Consider the following 24,420-nt stretch of genomic DNA (forward strand, 5'->3'; position numbering starts at 1 on the left):
GCGGCAAATGGCGCGAGTCGCGGAGCGGTGGGGTGATGGCCCGTCAGGACGGTCTGCCGGGCGGGACCAGTCCGGACTGGTAGGCGATCGCGACGAGTTGCGCCCGGTCCCGGGCGTCCAGCTTGGCCATCGCGCGGTGCACATGGGTGCGGACGGTGAACGGGCTGACGAACATCCGCTCGGCGATCTCCTCGTTGGTGAGCCCGGTGGCGGCCATGGACATCACCTCGCGCTCGCGGGCGGTGAGGACGGAGAGCCGCTCGGCGGGCGCAGCGGCGGCCGGGCCGGGCTGGGCGAGGAACTGCTCGATCACGGCCCGGGTGGCGGCGGGCGAGAGCAGGGCGTCGCCGGCCGCGACGGTGCGCACGGCGGCCAGCAGTTCCTTCGGGTCGGCGCCCTTGCCGAGGAAGCCCCCGGCACCCGCGCGCAGCGCCTGGGCCACGTACTCGTCGATCTCGAAGGTGGTGAGGATGAGCACCCGGGTGCCGGCCAACTCCTCGTCCGCGCAGATCTCGGCGGTGGCGCCGAGGCCGTCGGCGCCGGGCATCCGGATGTCCATCAGCACGATGTCGGGCTTGGTGGCGCGGGCGAGTTCCACCGCCTCGCGGCCGTCGGCGGCCTCGCCAACCACCTCCATGTCCTCCTCGGCGTCGATCAGCATCCGGAAGGCGCCGCGCAGCAGGGCCTGGTCGTCGGCGAGCAGCACGCGGATGGTCATGCGTGGTCCTTGTCCTCTCGGATGGCGCGATCTTGTCGGGCGGGGTCGGGAGTACCGGAAGAGCCCACGGAGCCGGGGGAACCGGTCGCGGCGGTGGAGTCGGCGGAGTGGTCGGGGCGCGCGGGCCGGACCGTGCAGTCGCGCCAGAAGGCGTGGGCGGGCCGGTCCTTGGCGGCGGGCCCGGCCGGGCTGCCCGGCTCGGTGGCGCCCTCGGGGCGGGCCGCATCGTCCGGCCAGGGCGAGACGTCGTCCCGGGCGCCGGTGCGCAGCGGGAGTTCGGCGGTGACCAGGAAGCCGCCGTCGGGGCGGCGGTCGGCCGCGAGGCGGCCGCCGACCGCGCCGGCCCGCTCGCGCATGCCGATCAGGCCGAAGCCGCTCTCGCCGGGGGCGGGCGGGGGCAGCAGGGCGGTGCGCGGGCGGCCGGTGGCGGTCGGGCGGCCGTTGGCGACGCTGACGGCGACCCGGCTGCCGCTGTAGGAGAGGGTGACCTCGGCGTCGGCGCCGTGGGCGTGCTTGGCGACGTTGGTCAGCGACTCCTGGACGATCCGGAAGGCGGTGAGGTCGACGCCGGGCGACAGCGGCCGGGACTCGCCCTCGACGGTGAGCCGGACCGGCAGGCCGGCCCGTTCGAAGGTGTTGATCAGTTCGGGGAGCTGGTCCAGGCCGGGCGCGGGTTCGAGCGGGGCCGGCTCCTCGGCACGGCGCAGCAGGCCGACGGTGGCCCGCAGCTCCTGGAGGGCGGAGCCGGTGGCGTCGGTGATGTGGCTGAGCACCTCGCGGGCCTGCACCGGGTGGCTGTCCATGAGGTGGACGGCGATGCCGGCCTGGGCGTTGGCGAGGGCGATGTGGTGGGCGACGACGTCGTGCAGGTCGCGGGCGATCCGGATCCGCTCGTCGGCGACCCGGCGGCGGGCCTCCTCCTCGCGGGTGCGTTCGGCGCGTTCGGCGCGTTCCTCGATCGAGGCGAGGTGGGCGCGGCGGTTGCGGATGGAGTCGCCGAGGGCGCCGGGCAGCAGGGCCCAGGCGAGGACGCTGATCCGCTCGCCGATCGGGCCGCCGGGGCCGAACAGCAGGGATATCCCGGTGAGCAGGACGGCGGTGGCGATCGAGGCGCGCAGCGCGGTGGAGCGGTCGGTGTGCACGGCGAGGAAGTAGAGCGCGAGCAGCAGCGGGGTGGCCAGCATCGGGGTGAGCCGGGGGCTGGTCCAGGTCAGCATCATGGTGCAGACGAGGGTGACGGCGGCCACCGCGCGCGGGTGGCGGCGGTGGAAGAACACGGCTGCGGCGGCGATCAGGGCGAGGAAGCCGGTGGCCGGGTCGACCGGGGCGAAGTGCCCGGTGGTCTGGTCGACCGTGGCGCCGAGGCCGGTGACCGCGATCAGGGCCAGGCCTCCGGCGACGTCGAGCAACCGGGGGTGCTCGCGGCGCAGGCGCTGCCAGGTGTCGCTCATGGTCGTGCTCTCCGGGTCGGGGTGCCCTGGCCGCACCCTCGCCGGGTTCTGCCAGTCGGTGTCGTGCCGCGCCCCCGGTGGGGTGTGGCGCGGCCGGGTCGGGGGCGTCCGTACGGGCGGCGGCCCCGACAGCAACGGTAACGGTTGGCGCTCGAACCGGTCTCCGAGCCGACCGGCGCCGGACCGGCCCGCCCCGGTGGGCGGCCCGGTCCGGGCGGTGCCGGCCCGGCCCGAAGGGTGCTCGGGCGGGGCCGGACGGTGCCGGGCCTAGACGGTGACCGACTCCCGGGCCGGGGCCGGTTCGGGAGCGACGGTGTGTAGCTTGCTGCCCTCGACGTCGACGTCCGGTATCAGGCGGTCGAGCCAGCGCGGCAGCCACCAGGCGCGGCGGTCGAGCAGGGCGAGGACGGCCGGGACGATCGTCATCCGGACCACGAAGGCGTCGAAGGCGACGGCGGCGGCGAGGCCCAGACCCATCATCTTGATCATCGGCTCGCTCATCCCGATGAAGCCCGCGAAGACGGCGATCATGATGAAGGCTGCCGCGGTGACCACCCGGGCGTTGTGCCGGAAGCCGGTGACGATGGCCTCACCGGGCTGCTCGCCGTGGACGAAGCCCTCACGGATCCGGGTGACCAGGAACACCTCGTAGTCCATGGCGAGGCCGAAGACCACGCCGATCATGAAGATCGGCATCATGCTCATCACCGGGCCGGTCTGCTCCACACCGATCAGGTGGGCCAGCCAGCCCCACTGGAAGACCGCGACGACCGCACCGAGCGCGGCGGCCACCGAGAGCAGGAAGCCGAGCGCCGCCTTGAGCGGGACGAGGACGGAGCGGAAGACCACCAGCAGCAGCAGGACGGCCAGGCCGACGACCACCGCGAGGTACGGCAGCAGCGCGTCGGTGAGCTTCTGCGAGACGTCGATGTTCATCGCCGTCGTACCGCTCACCAGGATCGTCGCCCCGGTGGAGGCCTTCAGCCCGGCGGCCTGGCCGCGGATGGTGTGGACCAGGTCCTTGGTCGCGGCCTCGGCCGGGCCGGTGGCCGGGACGGCGTTGAGCAGGGCCGTGTCCCCCGCCTTGTTGAACATCGGCGGCGTCACGGTGACCACGCCGGGCACGCCGGAGACGGCCTTGGCGACCTCGCCCGCGGCGGCCTTCGGGTCCGCCGTGCCCTTGACGTCCACCAGGACGGTCAGCGGGCCGTTGAAGCCGGGGCCGAAGCCCTCGGAGAGCAGGTCGTAGGCGCGGCGCTGGGTGGTGGAGGTGGGCTTGGCCTCGTCGCCGGGCAGGCCGAGCCGCAGGTCGAGCGCGGGGGAGGCGAGCACGCCGAGGCCGACCACGCCGAGCAGCAGCACCGCGAGCGGGCGGCGCAGCACGAACCGGGCCCAGCGGGCGCCGCCGTTCTCCTTCGCCCCGGCCGGCTGGACCGCGCCGCCGGCCTTCTCGGCCTTGCGGACCTTGCGGGGCAACACCTTGCGGCCGAGGAAGCCGAGCAGGGCGGGCACCAGGGTGAGCGCGACCAGCACGGCGATGACGACCGTCCCGGCGGCGGCCATGCCCATCTTGGCGAGCATCGGGATGCCGACCACGGAGAGCCCGGCGAGGGCGATCACCACGGTGAGTCCGGCGAAGACCACGGCGGAGCCGGCGGTGCCGACGGCCCGGCCGACGGCCTCCTGCGGGGTGCGGCCCTCGGAGAGCTCGGCCCGGTAGCGGGAGACGATGAACACGGCGTAGTCGATGCCGACGGCGAGGCCGAGCATCATGGCCAGCGTGCCGGTGGTCGAGGAGAGGCCGAGCGTGCTGCCGAGCGCGGTGATCAGCGACATGCCGAGGCCGACGCCGATCACGGCGGTGAGCAGCGGCAGGCCGGCGGCGACCAGCGAGCCGAAGGTGATCACCAGGACCACCGCGGACAGCGCCATGCCGATGGCCTCGCTGCTGCCGCCCGCCTCGGGCTTGGCCATCAGCGCGTTGCCGCCGATCTCGACCTTGAGCCCGGCGTCGCGACCGTGCTGGGCGGCCTGCTGGAGGGCGTCGGTGGCGCCCTTGGACACCTCGCCCGCCTTGGCGGAGTAGCTGACGGTGGCGTAGGCCGTCGTCCCGTCCTTGGAGACGGCGCCCTTCATCTTGAACGGGTCCACCGCGCTGGTGACCTGCTCGCCGTGGACGAGCTCGCCGACCGTCTTCTCCACGATCTGCTGGTTGGGCCCGGCGGTGATCTTCTGGCCGGAGGGCGCGACGAACACCAGGCGGGCCGAGGCGCCGTCGGCGTGGCCGCCGGGGAAGCGCTCGTTCATCAGGTCGAAGGCCTTCTGCGCCTCCGTCCCGGGCATCGAGAAGCCGTCGTCGGGTGCGGCGGGCGCCTTGGCCGCCAGGACTCCGCCGACTGCCAGCACGGCGACCCACAGGAGGGCCACCAGCCGGCGCCGGGCGAAGGCCCATCGGCCCAGGCGGTAGAGGAACGTTGCCACGGGAGAACGGACTCCTTCGGATTCGGAAGCAGATGCGGACGGGGACGGGTGCGGGTGCGGCAGCACGAAGGCGGTCCGCTCGCAGCATGACCAATCCTTGATCGCCGACCCCTGCTCCGTCGTCGTCCCTGCGCAGGCCGTTTGCGTACTGCGGACGCAGTACGGCCCTCCCCCGTACGGCGGAGCGCACGCCCTGCGCCGGGAGCAGCCGGGAGCGGCCGGTCGCCTGCGGCGGGAGCAGCGGCGCATCACCCGTGCGGAGGTGACGACGGGCCGCGACCGCCCGGGCGAAGTAGCGTGATGGGCCTCTGGCCCGACCGTTTCCACCCGGTTCGGGCCGACCCGTCCTGATCGGTGCTGATCCCAGCCCGCCGCCGGAGGTGCCCATGGGCGTTCCAGCCGCCCGCATCGTGTTCGACGAGAACGACCGCGCGGCCGTCGCCGACGCGGTGACCGAGATGCTCACCACCGGCGCCCTGACCCTCGGCCCGTGGACCGAGCGCTTCGAGCAGGCCTTCGCCGCCGAGCACGGCGCCTCGCACGCCGTCGCGGTGAGCAGCGGCACGGCGGCGCTGGAGATGATCCTGCGCACCGTCGACGTCCGCGGCCGCGACGTGGTCGTCCCGGCCGTCACCTTCTACGCGACGGCCGGCGCGGTGATCCACGCCGGCGGCCGTCCGGTGTTCGCCGATGTCGACCCGGCCACCCTGGCGCTCTCCCCCGAGACCCTCGCGGCGGCCCTCACCCCGGATACCGCGGCCGTCGTACTCGTCCACATCGGCGGACTGGTCACCCCGCAGGTGGACGCCCTGCGCGCGCTCTGCGACCGGCACGGAGTCCCGCTGATCGAGGACGCCGCGCACGCCCACGGCAGCAGCCACGACGGCCGCGCCGCCGGCACCTTCGGCCTGGCCGGGGCCTTCTCCTTCTACCCGACCAAGGTCACCACCAGCGGCGAGGGCGGCATGGTCCTCACCGAGTCGCCGGAGCTGCGCGACGAGGCCCGGATCTACCGCGACCAGGGCAAGGGCTCCTTCAGCACCAACCACCACGTCCGGCTCGGCTACTCCTGGCGGATGAGCGAGTTGCACGCGGCCGTCGGCGCGGTGCACCTGCGCCGGCTCAAGGAGTTCATCGAGACCCGCCGGGCCGTCGCCCGCCGCTACGACTCGGCGCTGGCCGGGCTGGACGGGCTGGAGCCGGTGCTCGAACCACCCGGCAGCCGCGGCAACTACTACAAGTACGTGGCGCTGCTGCCGCCCGGCGTGGAGCGCGCCGCCTTCAAGCGGGCGGTGGCCGAGGAGTACGGAGTGCGGCTGTCCGGTGAGGTCTACGACCTGCCGCTGCACCTGCAGCCGGTCCTGGCCGCTTACCGGCGCGGGCCGCTGCCGGCGGCCGAGGACGTCTGCGCGCGGCAGGTCTGCCTGCCGGTGCACTCCGACATGACCGAGGACGAGACCGAGCAGGTGATCGAGGCCGTCTCGGCCGTGCACCGACGGCTGGCCGGGTAGCGGAGCGAAGGGAGCAAGACCGTGCGGATAGCCGTCACCGGGGGCTGCGGGTTCATCGGCTCACACGTCGTGGACCACCTGATCGCGGCCGGCCACGAGGTCCTCGCCGTGGACACCACCGACAAGTACCTCAACCCCGACGCCGAACACGCCCGGATCGACATCCTCGACCTGCCGGCGCTGACCTCCGCGCTGGCCGGCAGCGAGGTCGTCTACCACCTCGCCGCGATGGCCGACGTCGAGCAGGTCTCCGCCGACCCGGTCCGGGCCGTGCGGACCAACATCGACGGCACCGAGGCCGTCCTGGAGGCCGCCCGGCGCAGCGGACTGAGCCGCACCGTGCTGGCGAGCACCGTGTGGGTCTACGGCGCCGCCCTCCGCGACGGGCAACTCGGCGGTGAGGAACAGGAGTTGGACGAACACGTACCGATCGAGCTGGAGCACAGCGGGCACCTGTACGTGGCCACCAAACTGGCCTCCGAGATGCTGGCGCACAGCTACCGCGAGCTGTACGGGCAGCACTTCACCATCCTGCGCTTCGGTATCCCGTACGGTCCGCGGATGCGCGACGAACTGGTCGTCGCCCGGTTCGTCCAGTCGGCACTCGCCGGGCGGCCGATCACCATCGCCGGGGACGGCCGGCAGAGCCGCAACTTCGTCTACGTCGAGGACCTCGCCGACGCCCACGTCCGGGCCCTGTCCCCCGCCGCCGAGGACCAGACCTTCGCCCTGGAGGGCTCCACGGCCGTCTCGGTGCGCGACATCGCCGACACCGTCGACAAGCTGTTCGGCCCGGTCACCATCGAGCACATCGACGGGCGCAAGGCCGACTACACCGGGCGGCGGATCTCCTCCGCCCAGGCCAAGCGGCTGCTCGGCTGGTCGCCGCGGACCAACTTCAGCGACGGCGTGCGCCGCTACGCCGACTGGTACCGGGCCGACACCGCCGCCCCCACCACCGCCGGCTGACCGGGGCCGCCCGATGCCGCACGCCCTGCTGGTCTCCGGCTCGCTCGGCCAGGGCCACGACGTGATGGCCCAGGCCTGCGCCGACACCCTGCGCGAGCGCGGCTGGACCACCCGCACGGTGGACGCCATGGCCCTGCTCGGGCAGCGCTCGGGCGCCGCCGGCGAGGCCGTCTTCCGGCGGCTGCTCGACCTGCCCGGGATCTACGACGCCTTCCACTTCTCGGCGCTGCGCCCCGGCGCCCGGATCGCGGTGCTCGCCGACGCGGCCGCCCGCAGCCGGCTCGTCCCGGCGCTGCGCGAGCTGGTCGCGGCGCAGCGGCCGCAGCTGGTGGTCTCGGTGTTCGCCACCGCCACCTCGGCGGTCAACCGGCTGCCGCGGCGGGACTTCCGGCACTTCGTGTTCTGCACCGACGCGACGCCCCACCGGCTCTGGGTGCAGGAGGGCACCGACCTTTTCCTGGTCACCTCCGAGGTCGCCGCCTGCGCCGTGCGCCGCTACCGGCCGGACGCCGACGTCGCTGTGCTGCCCGCGCCGCTGCGGCAGCCGTTCTACCGCCCGCCGGGCCGGGCCGAGGCCCGGGCCGAGTTCGGCGTGCCACCCGGCGCCGGGTGCGTGCTGCTGATGTCCGGCTCCTGGGGGCTCGGGCCGATCGCCCGCACCGCCGCCTCGCTGGCCGCCGCCGGACCGCACGTGCTCGCCGTGGCCGGGCGCAACCGGGAGCTGGAACGGCGGCTGCGGGCGGCCGCCCGCCGGGAGCCGCGCCTGCACGCCTTCGGCTACACCGACCGGATCCCGGCCCTGATGGCCGCCGCCGACCTGGTCGTCACCAGCTCCGGTGACACCTGCAGCGAGGCCCGGGCGCTCGGGCGCCGACTGCTGCTGCTCGACGTCGTCCAGGGCCACGGGCGGGACAACCTCCAGCACGAACTGGAGCTCGGCCACGCCGACGTCGCCACCGCCCGCCCCGCCGAGGTGGTCCGCAACGCGCTCGCCGCCCTCGACCGGCCGGACCCCGAGCCCTCGCCCGGAGCCACGCCGGAGGCCTGGCAGAAGGGCTTCGGGGCGGCGCTGGAGCGGGTGGGGCTGGGGTAGCGGGGCGCCTGGAACGTCGGGCGACCGGGGCCGACCGTCCCGACTACCGTGCGGCGGAGGCGAGGGGCGGCACGGCGTGGTCGCGCAGCGGGCCGAGGGTGAGGGCGCGGTCGCGGCAGTGGGCGGCGATCAGCGGGAGGGCGGCGAGGGTGGCGCGCCAGGAGTCGGGGGCGGAGGTGCAGTCGGAGTCGTGCAGGAGGAGGGTGGCGCCGGCGGTGAGGCCGGGGCGGGCGGTCGCGTAGACGGAGTCGCCGGTGGCCTCGGCCGTCCAGTCGCGGCCCCAGGCGGTCCACAGCACGCTGCGCAGGCCCAGGCGGCGGGCGGCCAGCGCCGGACCGGCGGTGAGCACGCCGTACGGCGGGCGGTACCAGCGCGGGCGGGCGCCGCACAGGTCGGTCACCGCCTCGGTGGCGCGGCGCAGTTCGCGCAGGTCGCGGGCCGGGACCGGGTACCACTGCTGCCGGTGGTGCCAGCCGTGCACCGCGACTTCGTGGCCGCGCAGCACCAGTTCGCGGCCGAGGGCGGGGGCGCGCTCCAGCATCGTGCCGAGCAGGAAGAAGGTGGCGCGGGCACCGAGTTCGTCGAGGGCGTCCAGGACGTACGGGGTGCTGCGCGGGTCGGGGCCGTCGTCGAAGGTGAGGGCGAGGTGGCCCGGGGTGGTGCCGTAGCCGGCGGTGCGGCGGGCCAGGGTGCGGCGCAGCGGCGGGAGGCGGACCGCCGCCGGGGCGAGGTGCAGGAACTCGACGCCCGTCGCGAGGGCGAGCGCGAAGGCGGCAGCAGGCCGGGGGCTCACCCGAAGCGGGAGGCCAGCCGGCGGAACACGCCGGGCGCGGCCCCGTGGATCCGGGCCGGGAAACCGAGCCACTGCGGGACGTAGAGCCGGTCCCGCTCGGTGGTCATGGTGGCGACCACGGTGGCCGCGACCCGCTCGGCCGAGACCGGGCGCGGGCGTTCGCGCTGGTACGGGGTGCCGCGCCGGTCGAAGAACGGGGTGTCCACCGCGCCGGGCAGGACGAGCCGCACGCCGACCCCGGTGCCGCGCAGTTCGTACCAGAGGCTCTCGGCGAACATCGCCAGCCCGCCCTTGGTGGCCGAGTAGCCGGACTCGTCGCGCACGCCGACCTGCCCGGCCATCGAGCCGAGCAGCACGATCCGGCCGTGGCGGCGCTCCAGCATGCCGGGCAGCAGCAGGCGGATCAGGCGCAGCGGGGCGGCGAGGTTGACCTCGATCATCCGGTCGAGCGTGTCGGAGGGGGTCTCGGCGAACGGGCCGCGCCAGCCGAGGCCGGCGCTGGCGACCAGTGCGTCCACCCGGCCGGCCGCGGCGAGCGCGGCCTCGGCGAGGCGGGCGGGGCCGTCCGGTTTGCTCAGGTCCTCGGGCAGGGCGCGTCCGCCGGTGCGTTCGGCGAGGGCGTCGAGGCGGGTGCGGTCGGTGCCGGAGAGCAGGGTCTGCCAGCCGGCGTCGGCCAGCCGGGTGGCGGTGGCGAGGCCGATTCCCGAGGAGGCGCCGGTGATCAGCACGACGGGGCGGCCGGTCGGCCCTGACCGCCGGGACCGGGCCTGGGCTCGCTCAGCCATCGCGGCGTCCTCCGCCATCGCTCACCTGCCGCTCCGTGGGGCATCGTGCCGTCCGATTTGTCCGGCAAGTCACCTTCGCACGGCAGAGCCGTCCGGGCTACCGGGGCGGGCCCGGCCCCGGCGTCCGCGCTCGGCCTCGGCCTCGGCGTCCGGCCGCGGGGCCGACAGTTCGGCGGACTCGCCCTCCAGTTCACCGAAGTGGGAGAGCAGGAACGTTCCGCCGACCGCGATCGCGAAGCCCGTCAGGGCGCACCCGGCGAAACCGGGGCGCGCTGAATCCCCCAGCGAGACCACCCCCACCAGGGCCGGCCCGAAGGTCTCGGCCACCGTCCCGGCGGCGGTCGCGGCCGTCACCGTGCCGCGCTGCAGTGCGAGGGCGTAGGCCAGATAGCCGCCCAGCCCGCCGAGCGCCAGGGCGTAGGCGGCCGGATCGGTGAACACGGCGGTGAGGCCGGACGCGTCCAGCACGCGCACCGCGAGGCTGGTGATGCCGAAGCCCGCGCCCGCCAGCAGGCCCAGACCGGCGACGGCGGCGGTGCCGTCCCGGCGGACCAGCACCAGCGTGGCCAGCAGCATCACGACGGTGGTGGCGAGCAGCGCCCAGTGGAAGGCCGCCGGGGCGTACTCCCGGCCCTCCTGACCGGAGCCCAGCGCCAGCAGGCTGAGGCCGATGACGACCGCGAGGATGCCCGCGACGTCGCCCCGGCGCAGCCGCGCGCCCAGCAGCCAGACGGCGGCCAGCGCGGTGACGGCGAGGCTGGCGTTGGTGACGGCCTGCACGAGGAACAGCGGGAGGCTGCGCAGGGCGACGATGCTCAGCACGAAGCCGAGGATGTCGAGGGCCGTGCCGAGGATGAACTGCCAGGACCGCAGCAGCGAGGCCAGCAGCCCCGCCCGCACCCGGTCCGCGCGCGGCGCCGACCGCGCCCCGCGCGCCTGGAACACCGCCCCGAAGCCGAAGCAGACGGTGGCGACCAGCGCGGTGGTGAGTCCCAGCAGCATGCGTCTCCCTCGCGGGCGGCGGCGATCCACCACCAGTCTGGGCCCGGGGCGGCGGGGGCGCACGGGTGGGACGGGAGGGGCGGGGACGGTGGGGATGACGGCCGCGCCCGCCCTCCGCGCGAGGACGATGCCGAAGGCGGCGGGCGCCCGGGGCCGTGGCAGCCGTCGGGTCAGGGCCGGAGGGCCACTCCCGCGTAGCCGGCGGCGTCGGCGGCGGGGACGGAGGGCTCGTCCGGGTCGGGCCGCCAGTGCGGGAGGGGGACGACGCCGGGATCGAGGAGGGTCCAGCCGGCGAAGAAGCGGGCGACCTCGGCCCTGGTGCGGGCCTGGAGGGCGGTGCCGGCGGCCTCGTAGACGCCGATGATGCGCCCGACCTCCTCGGGTGCGAAGTCGGGCGTGATGTGGGTCATCACCAGGGCGCTGCCGGGGGCGAGCACGGACTTGAGGCGCTCGACCAGCTCGTACGCGCCGCCGGCGTCGGGGACGAAGTGGAGCAGGGCGTTGAGCGAGAGCGCGACCGGGCGGGCGAGGTCGATGGTCTCGCGCAGGCCGGGTGCGGCAAGCAGGCCGGCGGGGTCGGTGACGTCGGCTTCGACGTACGCGGTGCGGCCCTCGGGGGTGCCGGTGAGCAGGGCCTGGGCGTGGGTGAGCACGATCGGGTCGTTGTCGACGTAGACGACCCGGGCGCGGGGCCGGATGCTCTGCGCGACCTCGTGGAGGTTGGGCGAGGTGGGGATGCCGGTGCCGATGTCGAGGAACTGGTCGATGCCGGCCCGCGCGAGGGTGCGGGTCGAGCGGCGCATGAAGGCGCGGTTGGCGTGGGCGGCGTCGCGCACCCAGGAGGCGGAGGCGAGGACGTGGCCGGCGGCTTCGCGGTCGGCGGCGAAGTTGGTGAAGCCGCCGAGGAAGTAGTCGTACATCCGGGCCGAGTGCGGCACGTTCAGCTGCAGGTCGACCCCGTCGTAGCGGCTCATCCGGCTTCCCCCTCGGCATCGCGGACACCGTCCGATCGGTGCCCACCGTACCCGGGGGGCAATCGTCTCCCCTGGGGCTCAACTCAACGGCCCATCACATGGGATGACAATCTGTATTCGGTTTGCAGCCTGGAGTGACGGGCCTGATGGAATGAGGATGGGCGCGGACAGTCCGACCCTCGGGTGGCCGGCGAACAGCCGAGGCCATGGAAAGCAGGCTCGATGACGATCGACAGGGGTACCGCCGCGCGCGGGTACCGCGGAGGGACGGCGGTGGAGGGCACCAGCGCGGCCGGGGCGGAGCGGACGGCGGTGCTGGTCGAGTCGGGCCCGCGCCTGGACCTCACCTACGCCGCGTTCTGCGAGACCCATGAACCCGCTTGGCACGCGCTCGCGTTGACCCGGATAGGCAGCCCGGCCGACGCCGTGCTGGTGGTCGAGGCGGTCAAGGCCGACCTGGCCCGCTGCTGGCCGCAGGTGCTGCGGTTCGAGGAACCGGCCGCGTACGCCTGGCGGCTGGCGAACCGGCACGTCGGGGACTGGGTGGCCGCGGACGAACCGGTCGAGGTGGAGGCGGTCACCTTCGCGGCCGTGATCGGGGCTTTCAAGCAGGTCGCCGACGGGCTGCTGCACAGCGAGGCGGACGAGGTTCGACTGTACGCGGCGATCCTGGAACTGCCGGACCGGCAGCGGGACGTGGTGATCCTGCGCTATCTGCTGGGCCTGCACGCCAGGGTGATCGCGGCCTACCTGGGGCGGCCGGTGGCGACGGTGCACTCCAACCTGCGGCACGCCCGGGAGCGGCTGGCCCGCCGGCTCGGGGTGGGCGAACTGCCGGACCGGGAGGGCGAGTCGTGACGACCGGCCGGGAGGCCGACCCGGACGGCGGGGCGTGCACCACCGGCGGGGAGCGCTCGGTGTTCCGCGTACCCCGGCGCGAACGCGCCCACGCCGAGCGGATCGCGGCCCTGCGGCAGGCCCGGCTCACCGCCGCCCCGGCCCACCTGCCCTCGGAGCACGAGCAGGCCGCCTTCGAACTCGGCCTGGTGATCGCCCTGGTGCTGGGCGCGCCGTGCGCCTCCCGGGGGCTGGACCTGCTGGTCAACGCGCGCCGGATCCAGCCGGAGGGGGCGGAGGTGTTCGGCGCGCTGCTGTACGCCACCGGCAAGGAGGAGGGCGCCGAGTTCTGGTGGCGCTTCGCTGCCGGTTCGGGCAGCGGTACGGCCGCTTACTGCCTCCACCTGCACCATCTGAAGCTCGGCGAGACCGACGACGCGGACTACTGGCGGGCCTGGTCCGAGCAGCTGTCGACGGCCGAACGCCCGACCGGGCCGCGGCCGTTGCGGATGAGCCGGCCGCTGCTGCCGGAGGCCGCCCGGCGCGACATCCTCTCCCGGGTGCACCGGGGGCTGGCGCCGCAGCTGCCGCCCGCGCTGGTCGCGGTGATCGACCGGCTGCCGCTGCAGGGCGGGGACGAGGAGGAGGCGCAGGAGGTGCCGAGCCCTTGGGGGCTCACCTCCGGGGCGACCGCGGCGTGTTCCTGGGGCCTGCCGTGGGCGTTCGGCGAGCCGGACGGAGGGGACGACGAGCACCCGTTGGAGTGAGCGCGCCCCGGCGGCCCCGCCGTCCCACGTTCAGGTGAGGGCCGCGAGCCGGGCGACGACCTCGGGTCGCGGCCGCTCCCCGCGCCGAGCCGCTCGCCGTCCGGGCCGCGATACCGGATGCGGTGGTGGCGCGGCGCCATCGCGGTGTCCCGGCCGGGCAGGGCGGCGGCCACCGCGCGGTGCACGGCGTCGGGGGTGAGCTCAGTGCCGCAGGGCGCCGGTCACCTTGCGGCGGCCCTGCGGGCTCCGCTCGGCGGCGGCGATCTGGATCGGGGTCGGGGCGGTGACGGGCGGCAGCTCCTTCCCGGCGGCGAGGGCGTACCAGTCCTGGATCAGCTGGGCGGTGGCGGCGCCGTCCGCGCCCGCGTGGCACACCACGGCGACCAGCCGGAGCAGTTCCGGCCCGTCCGCGAGCAGGGTGAAGCGGATCCGCGGGACGGCCGTCAGCTCCACCGGGACGGCGACGTCTGCCCGGCCCAACTCATGGGCCAGAGCGTCGAGTTCACGATCGTCCAGACCGCCGGCCTCGATCACGGTGACGGTGAACCGGCCGTTCCCGTGCACCACCTGGCTGTCCGGGAAGCCATCCGGGCCTAGGCCCGGCGGGAAGGAGGTCCGCAGCGACTCGTGCCGCTCGACCAGCCCGCGCAGCGCCTGCAGGCCGGCGGCGAGGGAGGCAACGGGCGGGACGGGCCAGACGGACTCCTCGTTGATCCGCTCGGGGGCGTCGCGTCGGATGCACCGGATCATGTTGCCCTGGCCACGGGTGAGCGGGCCGGAGCCGCCGGTCGTCGCGGCGAAGTGGACGGTGACCTGCCGACCGGTCCGGGTCGGGTCGTGGGGTGTCGCGTCGGGCGGTGCAGCGTTGTGCGCAGTCACGTCGTACGCGCCTTTCGGCTCGCCGGGAAGGGCTCAGCGGAGGTACGGCCGGACGCTACCAGCGGCCGACGGTGATCGTCCATTTCCTGACGGTAAATCAACTTACTTGCCAGTAAAGGAGGTTGATCCCATCTTTCGATGCACCGACGGTGGCGACGGCGGCCCGGTACGGCCCGGGGACGGGCACGTCCCACAGCGCCACCGGACCGGCGCCGAGCGGCCCCGGGTCGGCCAGCAGCAGCGGGGAGGGGCCCGCCACGGACACCCCCAGCGCCTGGGTCAGCCGCCCGCCGTACGCCTTCACACAGGCCTCGCGGCGGCACCACAGCGCGGTGAAGCGCGCCGACCGCTCGGCGGGTTCGGCGGCCTCCGCGACGAAGCGCGCCTCCTCGAAGGGGAACCAGCGGGCGGCCATCCGCTCGGCCAGCCGGGCCTCGCGCAGCCGCTCTACGTCGACGCCGACCGCCCGGCCCTCCGCGAGGGCCAGTACCGCCAGGGAGTCCGAGGCCGACCAGCTCACCCGCAGCGCGCCCGCCCCGACCGGCTCCGGCTTGCCGTGCGGCCCCTCCCGCCAGCGCACTTCGGCCGGGCCAATGCCCAGCCGCGCGGCGACCAGCTGCCGGACGGCGCCGCGCACCACGGTGAACCGGCTGCGCCGCAGCTCGTCGGCCCGCTCCGCCCGGGCCCGCTCCTGCGCGTCCAGCGTCCACCCCAGCCGGGCGACCACCTCCTCGGGCTGGTCGGTGGCGATCAGCCAGAGCGCGAGCCCGGTCACGGCTGCACCGGCAGGCTGAGCACCCCGAGTCGGCGGTCCGGCCCGGCGAGCAGCAGCGGCCGCTGCTGCTCCTGCCAGTCGGGCAGCCGCTCGGCGAACACCGGCACCCGCTCCAGGGCGGGGGCCGGTCCGGCGGCGAGCCGGTCCTCGTCCAGCGGCCGGTCGAAGCAGAGGGAGCTGCGCGACTGCGGCCAGATGGTCATGGGATCCCTACGCTCGTGGGCGGACACGCCGAACGATAGTGGCGCGCCGAGGCAGTGGTCCAGCCCAATGTCGCCCTCCGGAAAGACCGTTCGCGCAGCACGACGGCACCGCCCGACGATAGAATTCGCTGCATGGGAGAGCGCCCCGGCGCACCCACCGCGCCGCCCCTCGTCCTGGTCACCGACCGCGACTCCCGGCTGATCGACCCGACCCGGGCCTATCACCTGGGCCGCGACCCGACCAGCGAGATCGTGCTGGACGACCCCCGGGTCTCCTGGCACCACGCCGTGCTGCGCACGGCCGAGGGCCACTGGCTGCTGGAGGACGTCGGCAGCACCAACGGCACCTACGACCAGGGCCGCCGGGTCGACCACGAGGACGTCGGCCCGGGCACCAGGCTGCGCTTCGGCGATCCGGCCACCGGCCCGTCCGCGACCTTCGCCGGCCTGCCCGCCCCCGCCGCGGAGCCGGCCCCCGGCGAGCGCCCGACCCTGCTCGTCCCGCAGAGCTCCAGCGTCTTCCGCAGCCCGAGCGCCGTCCTGGAACTGCCCGGGCCGACCGTACGGATCGGCCGCTCGCCCGACAACGACCTGGTCCTGGACGACCTGCTGGTCTCCCGGCACCACGCCGAACTGCGCGAACTGCCGGGCGGCGGCCACGAGATCGTCGACCTGGACAGCCACAACGGCACCTACGTCGACGGTCGCCCGGTGCGGCACGCCCCGATCGGCCCGGCCGACATCGTCGGCATCGGCCACTGCGAGTTCTGCCTGGTCGACGGCCGGCTGGTCGAGTACGTCGACAGCGGCGAGGTCTCCCTGGACGTCCAGCACCTGGTGGTGCGGGTCGGCCCGGACCACCGGGTGCTGCTGGACGACGTCGGCTTCCCGCTCGCCGAGAGGACGCTGCTCGCGGTGGCCGGCCCGAGCGGCGCCGGCAAGTCCACCCTGCTCAACGCGCTCACCGGGCTGCGCCCCGCCGACGAGGGAACCGTGCTGTACGACGGCCGCGACCTGTACCACGACTACGCCGAGCTGCGCCACCGGATCGGTCTCGTCCCCCAGGACGACATCCTGCACACCCAGCTGACCGTCCACCGCGCCCTGTCCTACGCCGCCGAACTGCGCTTCCCCGGCGACACCGCGGCTCACGAGCGCGAGGCCCGGGTCTCCGAGGTGATCCGTGAACTGGGGCTGGAGGATCGGGACCAGCAGGTGATCGCCAGCCTCTCCGGCGGCCAGCGCAAGCGGGTCAGCATCGCGCTGGAACTGCTCACCAAGCCCTCGCTGCTCTTCCTCGACGAGCCGACCTCCGGCCTGGACCCGGGCATGGAGCGCTCGGTGATGCGCATGCTGCGCGGACTGGCCGACGACGGCCGCACGGTGGTCGTGGTGACGCACAGCGTGCTGAGCCTCAACGTGTGCGACCGCCTGCTGGTGCTCGCCCCCGGCGGCCGGACGGCCTACTACGGTCCGCCGACCGAGGCGCTGGCGTACTTCGGCGAGGAGGAGTGGCCGGAGGCCTTCGAGGCCTTCGAGAGCGACTCCGAGGGGGCCTGCCAGCAGCGGTTCCGCGCCTCGCCTCAGTACCGGCGGTACGTGACGGCCGAAGCCGCGCACCCGGCGCAGCCACCGGCCGCCTCCGCCCCCGTGATCGGCCGGGAGAAGCCGCAGAGCTGGTTCTCCCAGCTGGGCACCCTGGTGCGCCGGTACGCCGTGGTGCTCGCCGCCGACCGGCTGTTCCTCACCGTGATGATCGCGCTGCCGTTCATCATCGGCATGATGTGCCGGGCGATGGCCGGCTCGCGGCTCAGCGACCAGAACGCCATCAACTGTCTGCTGACGCTCTGCCTCGGCGGTGTGCTCATCGGCTCGGCCAACGCGGTGCGCGAGGTGGTCAAGGAGCGCGCGATCTACCGGCGGGAGCGCGTGGTCGGGCTGTCCAGATCGGCGTACCTGATCTCGAAGGTGGTGGTGCTCGGCATCGTCACGGCGGCCCAGTCCGCGGTGCTGACCGTGGTCGGTCTGGCCGGGGTCACGCTCACCGCACGGCCGCGGCCGAACGCCCCGCCGCCGGTGACCAGCGGCCTGCTGATGCCCCAGCTGCCCGAGCTGATCATCGCGATCGCGCTGCTCGCCTTCACATCGATGGTGCTCGGCCTGGTGGTCTCCGCGTTCGTCGGCAAGGAGGAGACCACGATGCCGCTGCTGGTGCTCCTCGCGATCGTCCAGATCGTCTTCAGCGGCCTGATGCTCACACTGCACGGCGTGCCCGGACTGGAGCAGTTCGCCTGGCTGATCCCGTCCCGGTGGGGCCTGGGCGCCATGGCCCGCACCGTCGACCTGAACCGGCTCGGCGGCCCCAGCCCGATCACCGAGGACCCGATGTTCCGCCACGAGCGCACCGGCTGGCTGATCGACATGGCCGCCCTGTTCGTCCTCGCGGTGGCGTACGGGCTGGCGGTGCTCGCCCTGCTGCGGCGGCGCGAGCCGACGATCATGCGCAAGTAGCCGCCCCGGCCGCCGCCGGTAGAGTGGAAACCGATCTGCGGTGACAGTGCCGCACGCAGCCCCGGCCACCGGCTCCGGCTCGCGCGGCGGAGGGAATCCACCCGCCCATGGACGAGTTCGCGTTCCGCCCCACCCACGTCGCCCCGCCGGACGGCATGGCGACCTGGACGGCCCCGGACCCGGCACGGCCGTCCGCCCGGCTCGACCCGCTGCTCCCACTCCGGCTGATCGCCCGGCAGGGCGACTGGGCGCAGGTCCTCTGCTCCAACGGCTGGACCGCCTGGGTGGACGGCCGGCTGCTGGTCGCGCTCCCCGAGCCGCCACCCGCCGCGGGCGGCCCGCCCGCCCGCACCGCCGACCCGCGCCCGGCGCTCGCCGAGGCCGAGGCCGCGCTCGCCCGCCACCGCGCGCTGCTGGAGGACCTCGCGGCGGGCACGCTGGACCTGGAGGCCTTCCGGGAGCGGACCCGCGGCCAGCGGATCGGCCTCATCGCGGACGGCGAGGCGCTCTGGGTGTTCGACCCGGTGCACGACCGCTGGTGCTACTGCGACGGGCTGCAGCTGCAGACCTACGCGGCCACCAACCGGCCGTCGCCCGCACCGGTGTCCACCCCCGTCTCCCCGGTTTCCCCAGTGCCCGAGGCCTCCCCGGTGCCCCCGGAAGCCGCGACGGCGTCTCCGGCGGCTTCTCCGACTGCTCCTCCGACCGCTTCGCCGGCGGCTTCCCCGACTGCTTCGCCCGCGCCGTCCCCGGCGGCGGCGCCCGTGCACAGCCCGTACGCGCCCACCCGGACCGGTGAGCCGTGATCCCCGTCGAGCCGCCCTCGGCACCGAGCCTGCCGGCCGGCCTGGTCGGGCGGAAGGTGGCCGGGTACCAGCTGGAGAAGGAGATCGGGCACGGCGGGATGGCCGTGGTCTACCGGGCCAAGGACCTACGGCTCGGCCGGACCGTCGCGGTCAAGCTGCTGGCCCCCGAGCTGGCCCGCAACGGGGTGTTCCGGCAGCGGTTCATGCACGAGTCCAAGGCCGCCGCGGGGATCGACCACCCGCACATCATCCCGGTGTTCGAGGCCGGGGAGCACGACGGCATCCTCTACCTGGCGATGCGCTTCGTCGAGGGCGGCGACCTGCGGGCCCTGATCAGCCGGGGCGGCCCGCTGCCGATCGAGCGCGCCACCCGGATGGCCCTGCAGATCGCCTCCGCGCTGGACGCCGCGCACGACCACGAGCTGGTGCACCGGGACGTCAAGCCGGGCAACGTCCTGGTCGCCGCCGGTACGGACAGCGAGCACCCCGAGCACCTCTACCTGGCGGACTTCGGGCTGACCAAGAAGTCCCTGTCGCTCAGCGGGCTGACCAGCGTCGGCCAGATCGTCGGGACGCTGGACTACGCCGCACCCGAGCAGATCTCCGGCAAGCCGCTGGACGGGCGCTGCGACCAGTACAGCCTCGGCTGCGTGGTCTTCGAGCTGCTCGCGGGCACCCCGCCGTTCCGCCGGGAGAGTGACCTCGCGCTGCTCTGGGCGCACCTCAACGACCCGCCGCCCGAACTGCGCGGGCAACGGCCCGACCTCCCGGAAGCGGTCGAGGCGGTCGTCGCCCGCGCCCTCGCCAAGGCACCCGGGGATCGGTACCCCAGCTGTCTGCAGTTCGTCGCCGAGCTGCGGGCGGCCATCGTGCCCGCTCCGTGGAGCGGCGGCGGGCCGCCCACCCGGGCCGTCCCGGCGGTCGCCCGGGCCCCCGCCGCCCCGGCCCAGGTGCCGGACCCGCCCGCCTGGGCCGGCCCGGCCGTCCACCCGCCGTCCCGGGACCGTTAGGGAGAGCCGTCGAACATGAACGCCGTGAGCCAGGTCTTCGCCATGCTCGCCGCCGCGATCCACCTCGTGGTGTGGCCGCTGGAGAGCTACCTGTACGGGCACCCACGGGTGCGCTACCTGCTCACCGGCAGCACGGCGGACGCGCCGGAGGTCCGGCTGTGGCGCTTCAACGTCGGCTTCTACAACCTGTTCCTGGCTCTCGGCCTGGTCGCGGGCCTGGTCCTGCTGCACACCGGGCACGCCGGGTCGGGGCGGCCGGTGATCCTCTACATCGCCGCGTTCATGGTGGCCGGCGGGACGGCCCTGTTCATCTCCGAGCCGAAGCTGTGGCGCGGCGCCCTCGGCCAGGCCGTACCGGCGGCGGTCATCCTGATCGCCGAAGCAATCTGAGGCGGGGCGGTCTGAGCCTGGGTGGCCGAGTACGGGCCCGGGCCGGCCCGGGCCCGTACTCGGCCACCCGGACGGCGCTCAGCCGCCCGCGTCCTGCGTGACCTCCCCGCGGCGTCGCACCCGCGCGGCGAGCAGCGCCCCGATCAGCCCGGTCACCAGCCCCCAACCCGCCGCCAGCGGCACCGCCGGCCACAGCGCCGGGCGCAGCGTCAGGCTGCCGCTGCCCAGCGCCGCCAGCGGATTGCTGCCGCCGAGGACCGCGCCGAGCAGGTCCCCCAGTCCGTCCTTGCCGAGGCCGACGCCCAGCACGGACAGCCCGTAGTCGGCGTCCATCCGGGTCCACAGGCCGACCAGCAGCACGGTGACGGCGGTGGCCACGGCGAAGCGGACGGCGTGCTGCCAGAGCCGGACGGTGCGCGGGGAGCGGTGGGCGGCGAGGAAGGCGGCGGCGAGCAGCAGCACGGCGGCCAGCGGCAGCAGGCACCAGCTGCGGGCGTCGTGGTCGGTCAGGGTGCCGAGGTCGATGGTCGCCTCCTTCCCGCCGGGGGTGCGCAGCACCGCGCTGAGCGGCTTGGGCACGGGCAGGCCGAGCGCGCCGACCAGCCGCCCGTGCCACGCGGCGCCGAGGCCGATGCCGAAGGCCAGCCAGACCAGGTCGGGCAGGGCGAGCAGCAGCACGGCCATGATCTGCCGGGCGTCGCCGTGGGTGATCGCGGTGATGATCCCGGCGACCGCGCCGATCGCCACGTACGCCAGCAGCACCATCCACAGCGCGAACGCGGCCGGGCGGACGGCGAGTTGGTAGCGCAGCAGGCCGCGCGGCAGTGGCGCCCGCCGGGACACCGCGAAGGTGGCCGCGAGCACCAGCAGCAGCCAGGCCAGCCCGATGCCGATCGTGGTGGGGCCGTCCGCGTGGAAGCCGACCTCGGGGGTGAGCCCGAGCGCGCCGCCGATGGTCTGCACCAGGCTGCCGCCGAGCTGGATCACGAAGGTGTGCTTGGCGGTTACGGTGATCACCACCAGGGCGATCAGCCAGAGCACCACCGTCCGGGCGATCCGGCCGAGCAGTTCACCGCCCCCGGCGACCGCACGGAAGCGCAGCTGGCGAAGGAACACCTCGGCCATCACGACCGCGCCGACCAGCGAGACGGTCAGCGGCATCGCGTCGACCCCGGCATCCACGGCGGCGAAGTTGCCCGCGCCACCGTCGAGTTGGACGGATCCGCCGACGGCCAGCGCCAGCGTCGCGGCGAGCACGGGCGGGAATCCGCCCTCCGGAAGGTCGTCGGCGCCGGCCAGCCAGAGGCCGAGCGCGGCCACCGCTGCCATCGCGACGAGACCGGCCAGCACGACCGCGAGCGCGTCCAGCCAGCCGCGGACGGCTCCGGGCGGACCGGCGTCCCCGGTGGTGGACTGCTGCATGCCGCCTCCCTCTGCTCGCGCGGGTCTGGTTCGTTCCCAGGGTGACCGACCGCGGCCGGGCACGCTCGGCGACGGCGCCGGCACCTGCTGTTGCGGCGAACTGGGCACCGGGGGAGAAATGGAACCCAGTGGCAGGAGCTTCCCGTGCCGGCCGTTCGCGCCGGCCGCCTGCGAAACGGAGCCTCGATGAGTCCCCAACCGCCCCTCTCCGGGCCGCCGAGCGAGCCGCCCTACAGCCCGCCCTCCGGCCCCCCGTCCGGCCCGCTGGCCGGTCCGCCGTCGGGTGGCGGCGCGGCCGGACCGCCGCCGCCCTCGGGCCCGTCGGGGTCCTCCTCCGCCGATGCGGGCGGGCGCGGCCCGCGACGGCCGTGGTGGCGTACCGGGAAGGGCCTGTCGGTGGCCGCGGGGGTGGTGGTGGCGGCCGTGGTGGCCACCGTGCTGGTCGTCAACAACCAGGGCGGCAAGAACGAGTCCGTTCCCACCGCCAACGAGGTCGCCCTGCAGGCCCCGGCCGACCCGGGGCCCGCCCCGTTCACCCCATCGGTGGAGACCCAGGGCATGAACGCTCCCGCGCCCACCCCCTCGCCCACCACCGCGCCGACCCAGCCGGGCGGCTCGGCGAAGAGCAGCTCCTCGGCCGTCCTGCACAGCGTGCAGGGCAGCTCGGCGGGGCTGTACGGCGGGACGATGAGCAAGCCCAGCTGTGACACCGAGCGGCTCATCGGCATGGTGAGCAGCGGCGACGCCGGCCGGGCCTGGGCCTCGGCGGCGGGAATCGAGCAGTCCGCCATCCCGTCCTACCTACGCTCGCTGACCTCGGCGTACCTGCGGGTGGACACCCGGGTGACCAACCACAGCTACAAGAGCGGTGCCGTGGTCGAGTACCAGTCGGTGCTGCAGGCGGGCACCGCCGTCCTGGTGGACGCCCAGGGGGTGCCCCGGGTGCGGTGCGCCTGCGGCAATCCGCTGAAGCCGCCGGTGCTGGTGAGCAACGCCAAGTACACCGGGAAGGCCTGGACGGGCTTCGAACCGAGCACGCTGATCGTGGTGGTGCCGGCGCCGCAGCCGGTGACCGAGATCATCCTGGTGAACGTCGAGACGGGCGGCTGGTTCTCCCGGCTGACCGGGCGGATCGACGTGGTGGACAAGCGGGTCGATCAGCCGAGGGGCCCGCTGGTGCCGGGCATCCCGCCGCCGGTCCCGTGGAAGCCGACCACCCCGACGGCGACGTCGTCGACGGCGACGTCGTCGACGAAGGGATCCTCCTCGGCGTCCGGGTCCACCTCCGCGTCCGGATCCACCTCGGCGACCTCCTCCGGGGCAACTTCCTCGGGTGCAACTTCCTCGGGTGCAACTTCCTCGGGTGCAACTTCCTCCGGCGCGACTTCCTCGGGTGCAACTTCCTCCGGCGCGACGACCTCGGGCTCGACCAGGCCCGGATCCACGACGTCCGGTGCGACGACCTCGGGCTCGACCACGTCCGGATCGACGACCTCCTCGGGCACGCCGTCCGGGACGACCGCCTCGTCCGGCACGTCCTCGGCGACCGGGTCCTCGTCCGCCTCCACCTCCTCGGCGAGCACCGAGACGTCGAAGGGAACCCCGACCACCAGAACCCCGACGGCCACCGAGACCACCGCCACGAGGGCTCCGACGACCACCGAGACCACGACCACCACGGTCACGACGACCGGAACGGGCACAACCCCCTGATCGTGTGACTCCCCCGCTGCCACCGGCCGTTGCGAACGCCGGTGGCAGCGCACGCCTGACAATCCGGCCCCGCGTCAACTCCACGAAATTAATCGGTGGCCAACAGTGCGGCGGACCGGCAGAGTGCCGCCATGATCAGCAACGGACTGGACGAGGACGGGTACATCGCGCGGGAGGGCTCGCCGGACCGCGTTCCGGCGGAGTTCGCTCCGGTGGTCGACGCCGCCCGGGAGCGGATCGCCACCGCCTTCGGCCCCGCCCGGCTGCACAGCGCCTACCTGTACGGCAGCATCCCCCGCGGCACCGCGATCCCCGGTGTCTCCGACCTCGATCTGCTGCTCGCCCTGCACCGGGAGCCCACCCCGGACGACCACGCCGAGGCCGACGCCCTGGAAGCCACCCTCGATTCGGCCTTCCCGCAGATCAAGGGCGTCGGCGTGCTCCTGTTCGGCACGGACACCCTGCTCAGCGAGCTGGAGCGGTACGACCTGGGCTGGTTCGTCGCCTGCCTGTGCACCCCGTTGCTCGGCGAGGACCTCGCCGAGCAGCTCCCCCGCTACCGCCCGACCTCCCTGCTCGCCCGCGAGACCAACGGCGACCTCGCGCTCGCCCTCCCCCGCTGGCGCGAACGACTGGCGGCCGCCACCCCGAACAGCGCCGCCCCGGATGCCATCGCCCCGGACGCCGATCTCGCAGCGCTCAGCCGCGCGGTCTCCCGCCGGCTCGTCCGCACCGGCTTCACCCTGGTGATGCCCCGCTGGAACGGCTGGACCAGCGACCTCACCGCCTCCGCCGAGGCTTTCGCCGTCCACTACCCCGACCGCGCCGAGCAGATGCGTCTCGCCGCGGCCGTCGCCCGCACCCCCACCATCGACCGCGCCGTCCTGGCCGTCCTCATCGACGACCTGGCCCCCTGGCTCGCCGCCGAGTACACCGCCGTCCACGGCGAGAAGGCTCCGCGCCCGTGACCGGCGACCCCCTCGTCCGCGAGGTCTTCCCCGATCTCGTCCGCGAACTGACGGCGCTCCTGGAAGCAGCGGGCGAGCCCGAACTCGCCGCCGGCGCCCGGGATCTGCGCCTCGTCGCAGACTGCGGCTGCGGCGACGACTTCTGCCAGAGCTTCCGCACGGAGCCCCACCGGGCCGGACAGCCGTACGGCCCGGGCCATCGCTGCGTGCCGCTGTTGCCCGCGGAGGGCACCCTGATCCTGGACGTCGTCGACGGCCGGATCATGTACGTCGAGGTGCTCGACCGAGAGCCCCTGCGGGATCTGCGCGAGCCCCTGCGGGGCCAGGGCGGTCACCGGCCCGACCAGCCGGGCCGGTGACCG

General features: G+C 74.7%; 24 protein-coding genes and 1 pseudogene. 13 read left to right on the top strand and 12 right to left on the bottom strand.

From position 1 onward, the window contains the following. Window positions 1-43: 43 nt before the first annotated feature. From ACIG5E_RS22725 to ACIG5E_RS22735, 3 genes are all read right to left on the bottom strand, one after another. Complete coding sequence (locus ACIG5E_RS22725) at window positions 44-718, bottom strand: response regulator (RefSeq protein ID WP_396535971.1); 675 nt, start codon at window positions 716-718, stop codon at window positions 44-46. Next, complete coding sequence (locus tag ACIG5E_RS22730) at window positions 715-2,169, bottom strand: sensor histidine kinase (RefSeq protein WP_396535973.1); 1,455 nt, start codon at window positions 2,167-2,169, stop codon at window positions 715-717. The genes ACIG5E_RS22725 and ACIG5E_RS22730 overlap by 4 nt, the downstream gene beginning before the upstream one ends. 267 nt (window positions 2,170-2,436) lie before the next feature. Beyond that, window positions 2,437-4,650: an MMPL family transporter gene (locus tag ACIG5E_RS22735; protein ID WP_396535975.1), complete on the bottom strand. Its 2,214-nt coding sequence runs from the start codon at window positions 4,648-4,650 to the stop codon at window positions 2,437-2,439. A gap of 386 nt (window positions 4,651-5,036) precedes the next feature. Here ACIG5E_RS22735 and ACIG5E_RS22740 point away from each other — a divergent pair, with 386 nt between their 5' ends. From ACIG5E_RS22740 to ACIG5E_RS22750, 3 genes are read left to right on the top strand one after another with little or no spacing between them, the layout of a single operon-like run. Then, the gene (locus ACIG5E_RS22740) at window positions 5,037-6,161 is read left to right on the top strand and encodes a DegT/DnrJ/EryC1/StrS family aminotransferase (protein WP_396535977.1); all 1,125 of its coding nucleotides are present in this window, start codon (window positions 5,037-5,039) and stop codon (window positions 6,159-6,161) included. A 21-nt stretch (window positions 6,162-6,182) separates the two neighbouring features. Further along, window positions 6,183-7,130, top strand: a complete 948-nt coding sequence (locus tag ACIG5E_RS22745) for an NAD-dependent epimerase/dehydratase family protein (protein ID WP_396535979.1) — start codon at window positions 6,183-6,185, stop codon at window positions 7,128-7,130. A 13-nt stretch (window positions 7,131-7,143) separates the two neighbouring features. Further along, window positions 7,144-8,223 carry a hypothetical protein gene (locus tag ACIG5E_RS22750; protein WP_396535981.1) on the top strand — a complete coding sequence of 360 codons (1,080 nt, stop codon included), beginning with the start codon at window positions 7,144-7,146 and terminating at the stop codon, window positions 8,221-8,223. A 43-nt stretch (window positions 8,224-8,266) separates the two neighbouring features. Here the strand turns inward: ACIG5E_RS22750 and ACIG5E_RS22755 are convergent, their stop codons facing one another. The 4 genes from ACIG5E_RS22755 to ACIG5E_RS22770 all read right to left on the bottom strand — a co-directional run bounded on the left by ACIG5E_RS22755 (window position 8,267) and on the right by ACIG5E_RS22770 (window position 11,777). Beyond that, window positions 8,267-9,016: a polysaccharide deacetylase family protein gene (locus tag ACIG5E_RS22755; RefSeq protein ID WP_396535983.1), complete on the bottom strand. Its 750-nt coding sequence runs from the start codon at window positions 9,014-9,016 to the stop codon at window positions 8,267-8,269. After that, a complete protein-coding gene (locus tag ACIG5E_RS22760) occupies window positions 9,013-9,801 on the bottom strand; it encodes an SDR family NAD(P)-dependent oxidoreductase (RefSeq protein ID WP_396535985.1) in 789 nt (262 codons plus the stop codon). Before ACIG5E_RS22760 ends, ACIG5E_RS22755 begins: the two co-directional genes overlap by 4 nt. A 69-nt stretch (window positions 9,802-9,870) precedes the next feature. After that, window positions 9,871-10,803, bottom strand: a complete 933-nt coding sequence (locus ACIG5E_RS22765; protein WP_396535987.1) for a hypothetical protein — start codon at window positions 10,801-10,803, stop codon at window positions 9,871-9,873. Between the two features lie 170 nt (window positions 10,804-10,973). After that, window positions 10,974-11,777: an SAM-dependent methyltransferase gene (locus ACIG5E_RS22770; protein ID WP_396535989.1), complete on the bottom strand. Its 804-nt coding sequence runs from the start codon at window positions 11,775-11,777 to the stop codon at window positions 10,974-10,976. A 222-nt stretch (window positions 11,778-11,999) separates the two neighbouring features. Here ACIG5E_RS22770 and ACIG5E_RS22775 point away from each other — a divergent pair, with 222 nt between their 5' ends. Together ACIG5E_RS22775 and ACIG5E_RS22780 are read left to right on the top strand one after the other, a co-directional pair. After that, window positions 12,000-12,635: an RNA polymerase sigma factor gene (locus ACIG5E_RS22775; RefSeq protein ID WP_396535991.1), complete on the top strand. Its 636-nt coding sequence runs from the start codon at window positions 12,000-12,002 to the stop codon at window positions 12,633-12,635. Further along, the gene (locus ACIG5E_RS22780; RefSeq protein ID WP_396535993.1) at window positions 12,632-13,381 is read left to right on the top strand and encodes a hypothetical protein; all 750 of its coding nucleotides are present in this window, start codon (window positions 12,632-12,634) and stop codon (window positions 13,379-13,381) included. Before ACIG5E_RS22775 ends, ACIG5E_RS22780 begins: the two co-directional genes overlap by 4 nt. A 201-nt stretch (window positions 13,382-13,582) precedes the next feature. On the opposite strand, the gene ACIG5E_RS22785 is transcribed toward ACIG5E_RS22780, so the two are convergent. From ACIG5E_RS22785 to ACIG5E_RS22795, 3 genes are all read right to left on the bottom strand, one after another. After that, the gene (locus ACIG5E_RS22785) at window positions 13,583-14,260 is read right to left on the bottom strand and encodes a hypothetical protein (RefSeq protein WP_396535995.1); all 678 of its coding nucleotides are present in this window, start codon (window positions 14,258-14,260) and stop codon (window positions 13,583-13,585) included. A 97-nt stretch (window positions 14,261-14,357) separates the two neighbouring features. Then, window positions 14,358-15,035 carry a 4'-phosphopantetheinyl transferase family protein gene (locus tag ACIG5E_RS22790; protein ID WP_396535997.1) on the bottom strand — a complete coding sequence of 226 codons (678 nt, stop codon included), beginning with the start codon at window positions 15,033-15,035 and terminating at the stop codon, window positions 14,358-14,360. Then, complete coding sequence (locus tag ACIG5E_RS22795) at window positions 15,032-15,238, bottom strand: hypothetical protein (protein WP_396535999.1); 207 nt, start codon at window positions 15,236-15,238, stop codon at window positions 15,032-15,034. Before ACIG5E_RS22795 ends, ACIG5E_RS22790 begins: the two co-directional genes overlap by 4 nt. A 132-nt stretch (window positions 15,239-15,370) precedes the next feature. Between ACIG5E_RS22795 and ACIG5E_RS22800 the strand changes: the two genes are divergently transcribed. The 4 genes from ACIG5E_RS22800 (at window position 15,371) to ACIG5E_RS22815 (ending at window position 19,955) form a co-directional block, all read left to right on the top strand. Continuing rightward, window positions 15,371-17,749, top strand: a complete 2,379-nt coding sequence (locus ACIG5E_RS22800; RefSeq protein ID WP_396536001.1) for an FHA domain-containing protein — start codon at window positions 15,371-15,373, stop codon at window positions 17,747-17,749. Window positions 17,750-17,856: 107 nt separating this feature from the next. Next, on the top strand, window positions 17,857-18,555 hold the full coding sequence (locus ACIG5E_RS22805; protein ID WP_396536003.1) for a hypothetical protein: 699 nt from the start codon (window positions 17,857-17,859) through the stop codon (window positions 18,553-18,555). After that, a complete protein-coding gene (locus tag ACIG5E_RS22810) occupies window positions 18,555-19,565 on the top strand; it encodes a serine/threonine-protein kinase (protein WP_396536056.1) in 1,011 nt (336 codons plus the stop codon). The genes ACIG5E_RS22805 and ACIG5E_RS22810 overlap by 1 nt, the downstream gene beginning before the upstream one ends. A 15-nt stretch (window positions 19,566-19,580) precedes the next feature. Further along, a complete protein-coding gene (locus tag ACIG5E_RS22815) occupies window positions 19,581-19,955 on the top strand; it encodes a DUF1304 domain-containing protein (protein WP_396536005.1) in 375 nt (124 codons plus the stop codon). A 78-nt stretch (window positions 19,956-20,033) separates the two neighbouring features. Here the strand turns inward: ACIG5E_RS22815 and ACIG5E_RS22820 are convergent, their stop codons facing one another. Next, the gene (locus ACIG5E_RS22820; protein WP_396536007.1) at window positions 20,034-21,377 is read right to left on the bottom strand and encodes a streptophobe family protein; all 1,344 of its coding nucleotides are present in this window, start codon (window positions 21,375-21,377) and stop codon (window positions 20,034-20,036) included. A 230-nt stretch (window positions 21,378-21,607) separates the two neighbouring features. Further along, window positions 21,608-22,168, bottom strand: a complete 561-nt coding sequence (locus ACIG5E_RS22825; RefSeq protein WP_396536060.1) for a hypothetical protein — start codon at window positions 22,166-22,168, stop codon at window positions 21,608-21,610. Here ACIG5E_RS22825 and ACIG5E_RS22830 point away from each other — a divergent pair. From ACIG5E_RS22830 to ACIG5E_RS22845, 4 genes and pseudogenes are all read left to right on the top strand, one after another. Beyond that, a pseudogene (locus ACIG5E_RS22830) lies at window positions 22,065-22,445 on the top strand (DUF6777 domain-containing protein); the annotation flags it as partial. The gene ACIG5E_RS22825 and the pseudogene ACIG5E_RS22830 overlap by 104 nt on opposite strands. 134 nt (window positions 22,446-22,579) lie before the next feature. Then, the gene (locus ACIG5E_RS22835) at window positions 22,580-23,098 is read left to right on the top strand and encodes a hypothetical protein (RefSeq protein WP_396536062.1); all 519 of its coding nucleotides are present in this window, start codon (window positions 22,580-22,582) and stop codon (window positions 23,096-23,098) included. Between the two features lie 123 nt (window positions 23,099-23,221). Beyond that, the gene (locus ACIG5E_RS22840) at window positions 23,222-24,058 is read left to right on the top strand and encodes a nucleotidyltransferase (RefSeq protein WP_396536009.1); all 837 of its coding nucleotides are present in this window, start codon (window positions 23,222-23,224) and stop codon (window positions 24,056-24,058) included. Further along, window positions 24,055-24,417, top strand: a complete 363-nt coding sequence (locus ACIG5E_RS22845) for a hypothetical protein (protein ID WP_396536011.1) — start codon at window positions 24,055-24,057, stop codon at window positions 24,415-24,417. The genes ACIG5E_RS22840 and ACIG5E_RS22845 overlap by 4 nt, the downstream gene beginning before the upstream one ends. Window positions 24,418-24,420: the final 3 nt, after the last annotated feature.

Origin of the sequence: Kitasatospora sp. NPDC053057 (assembly GCF_044546945.1) — a bacterium.
Lineage (GTDB): Bacteria > Actinomycetota > Actinomycetes > Streptomycetales > Streptomycetaceae > Kitasatospora.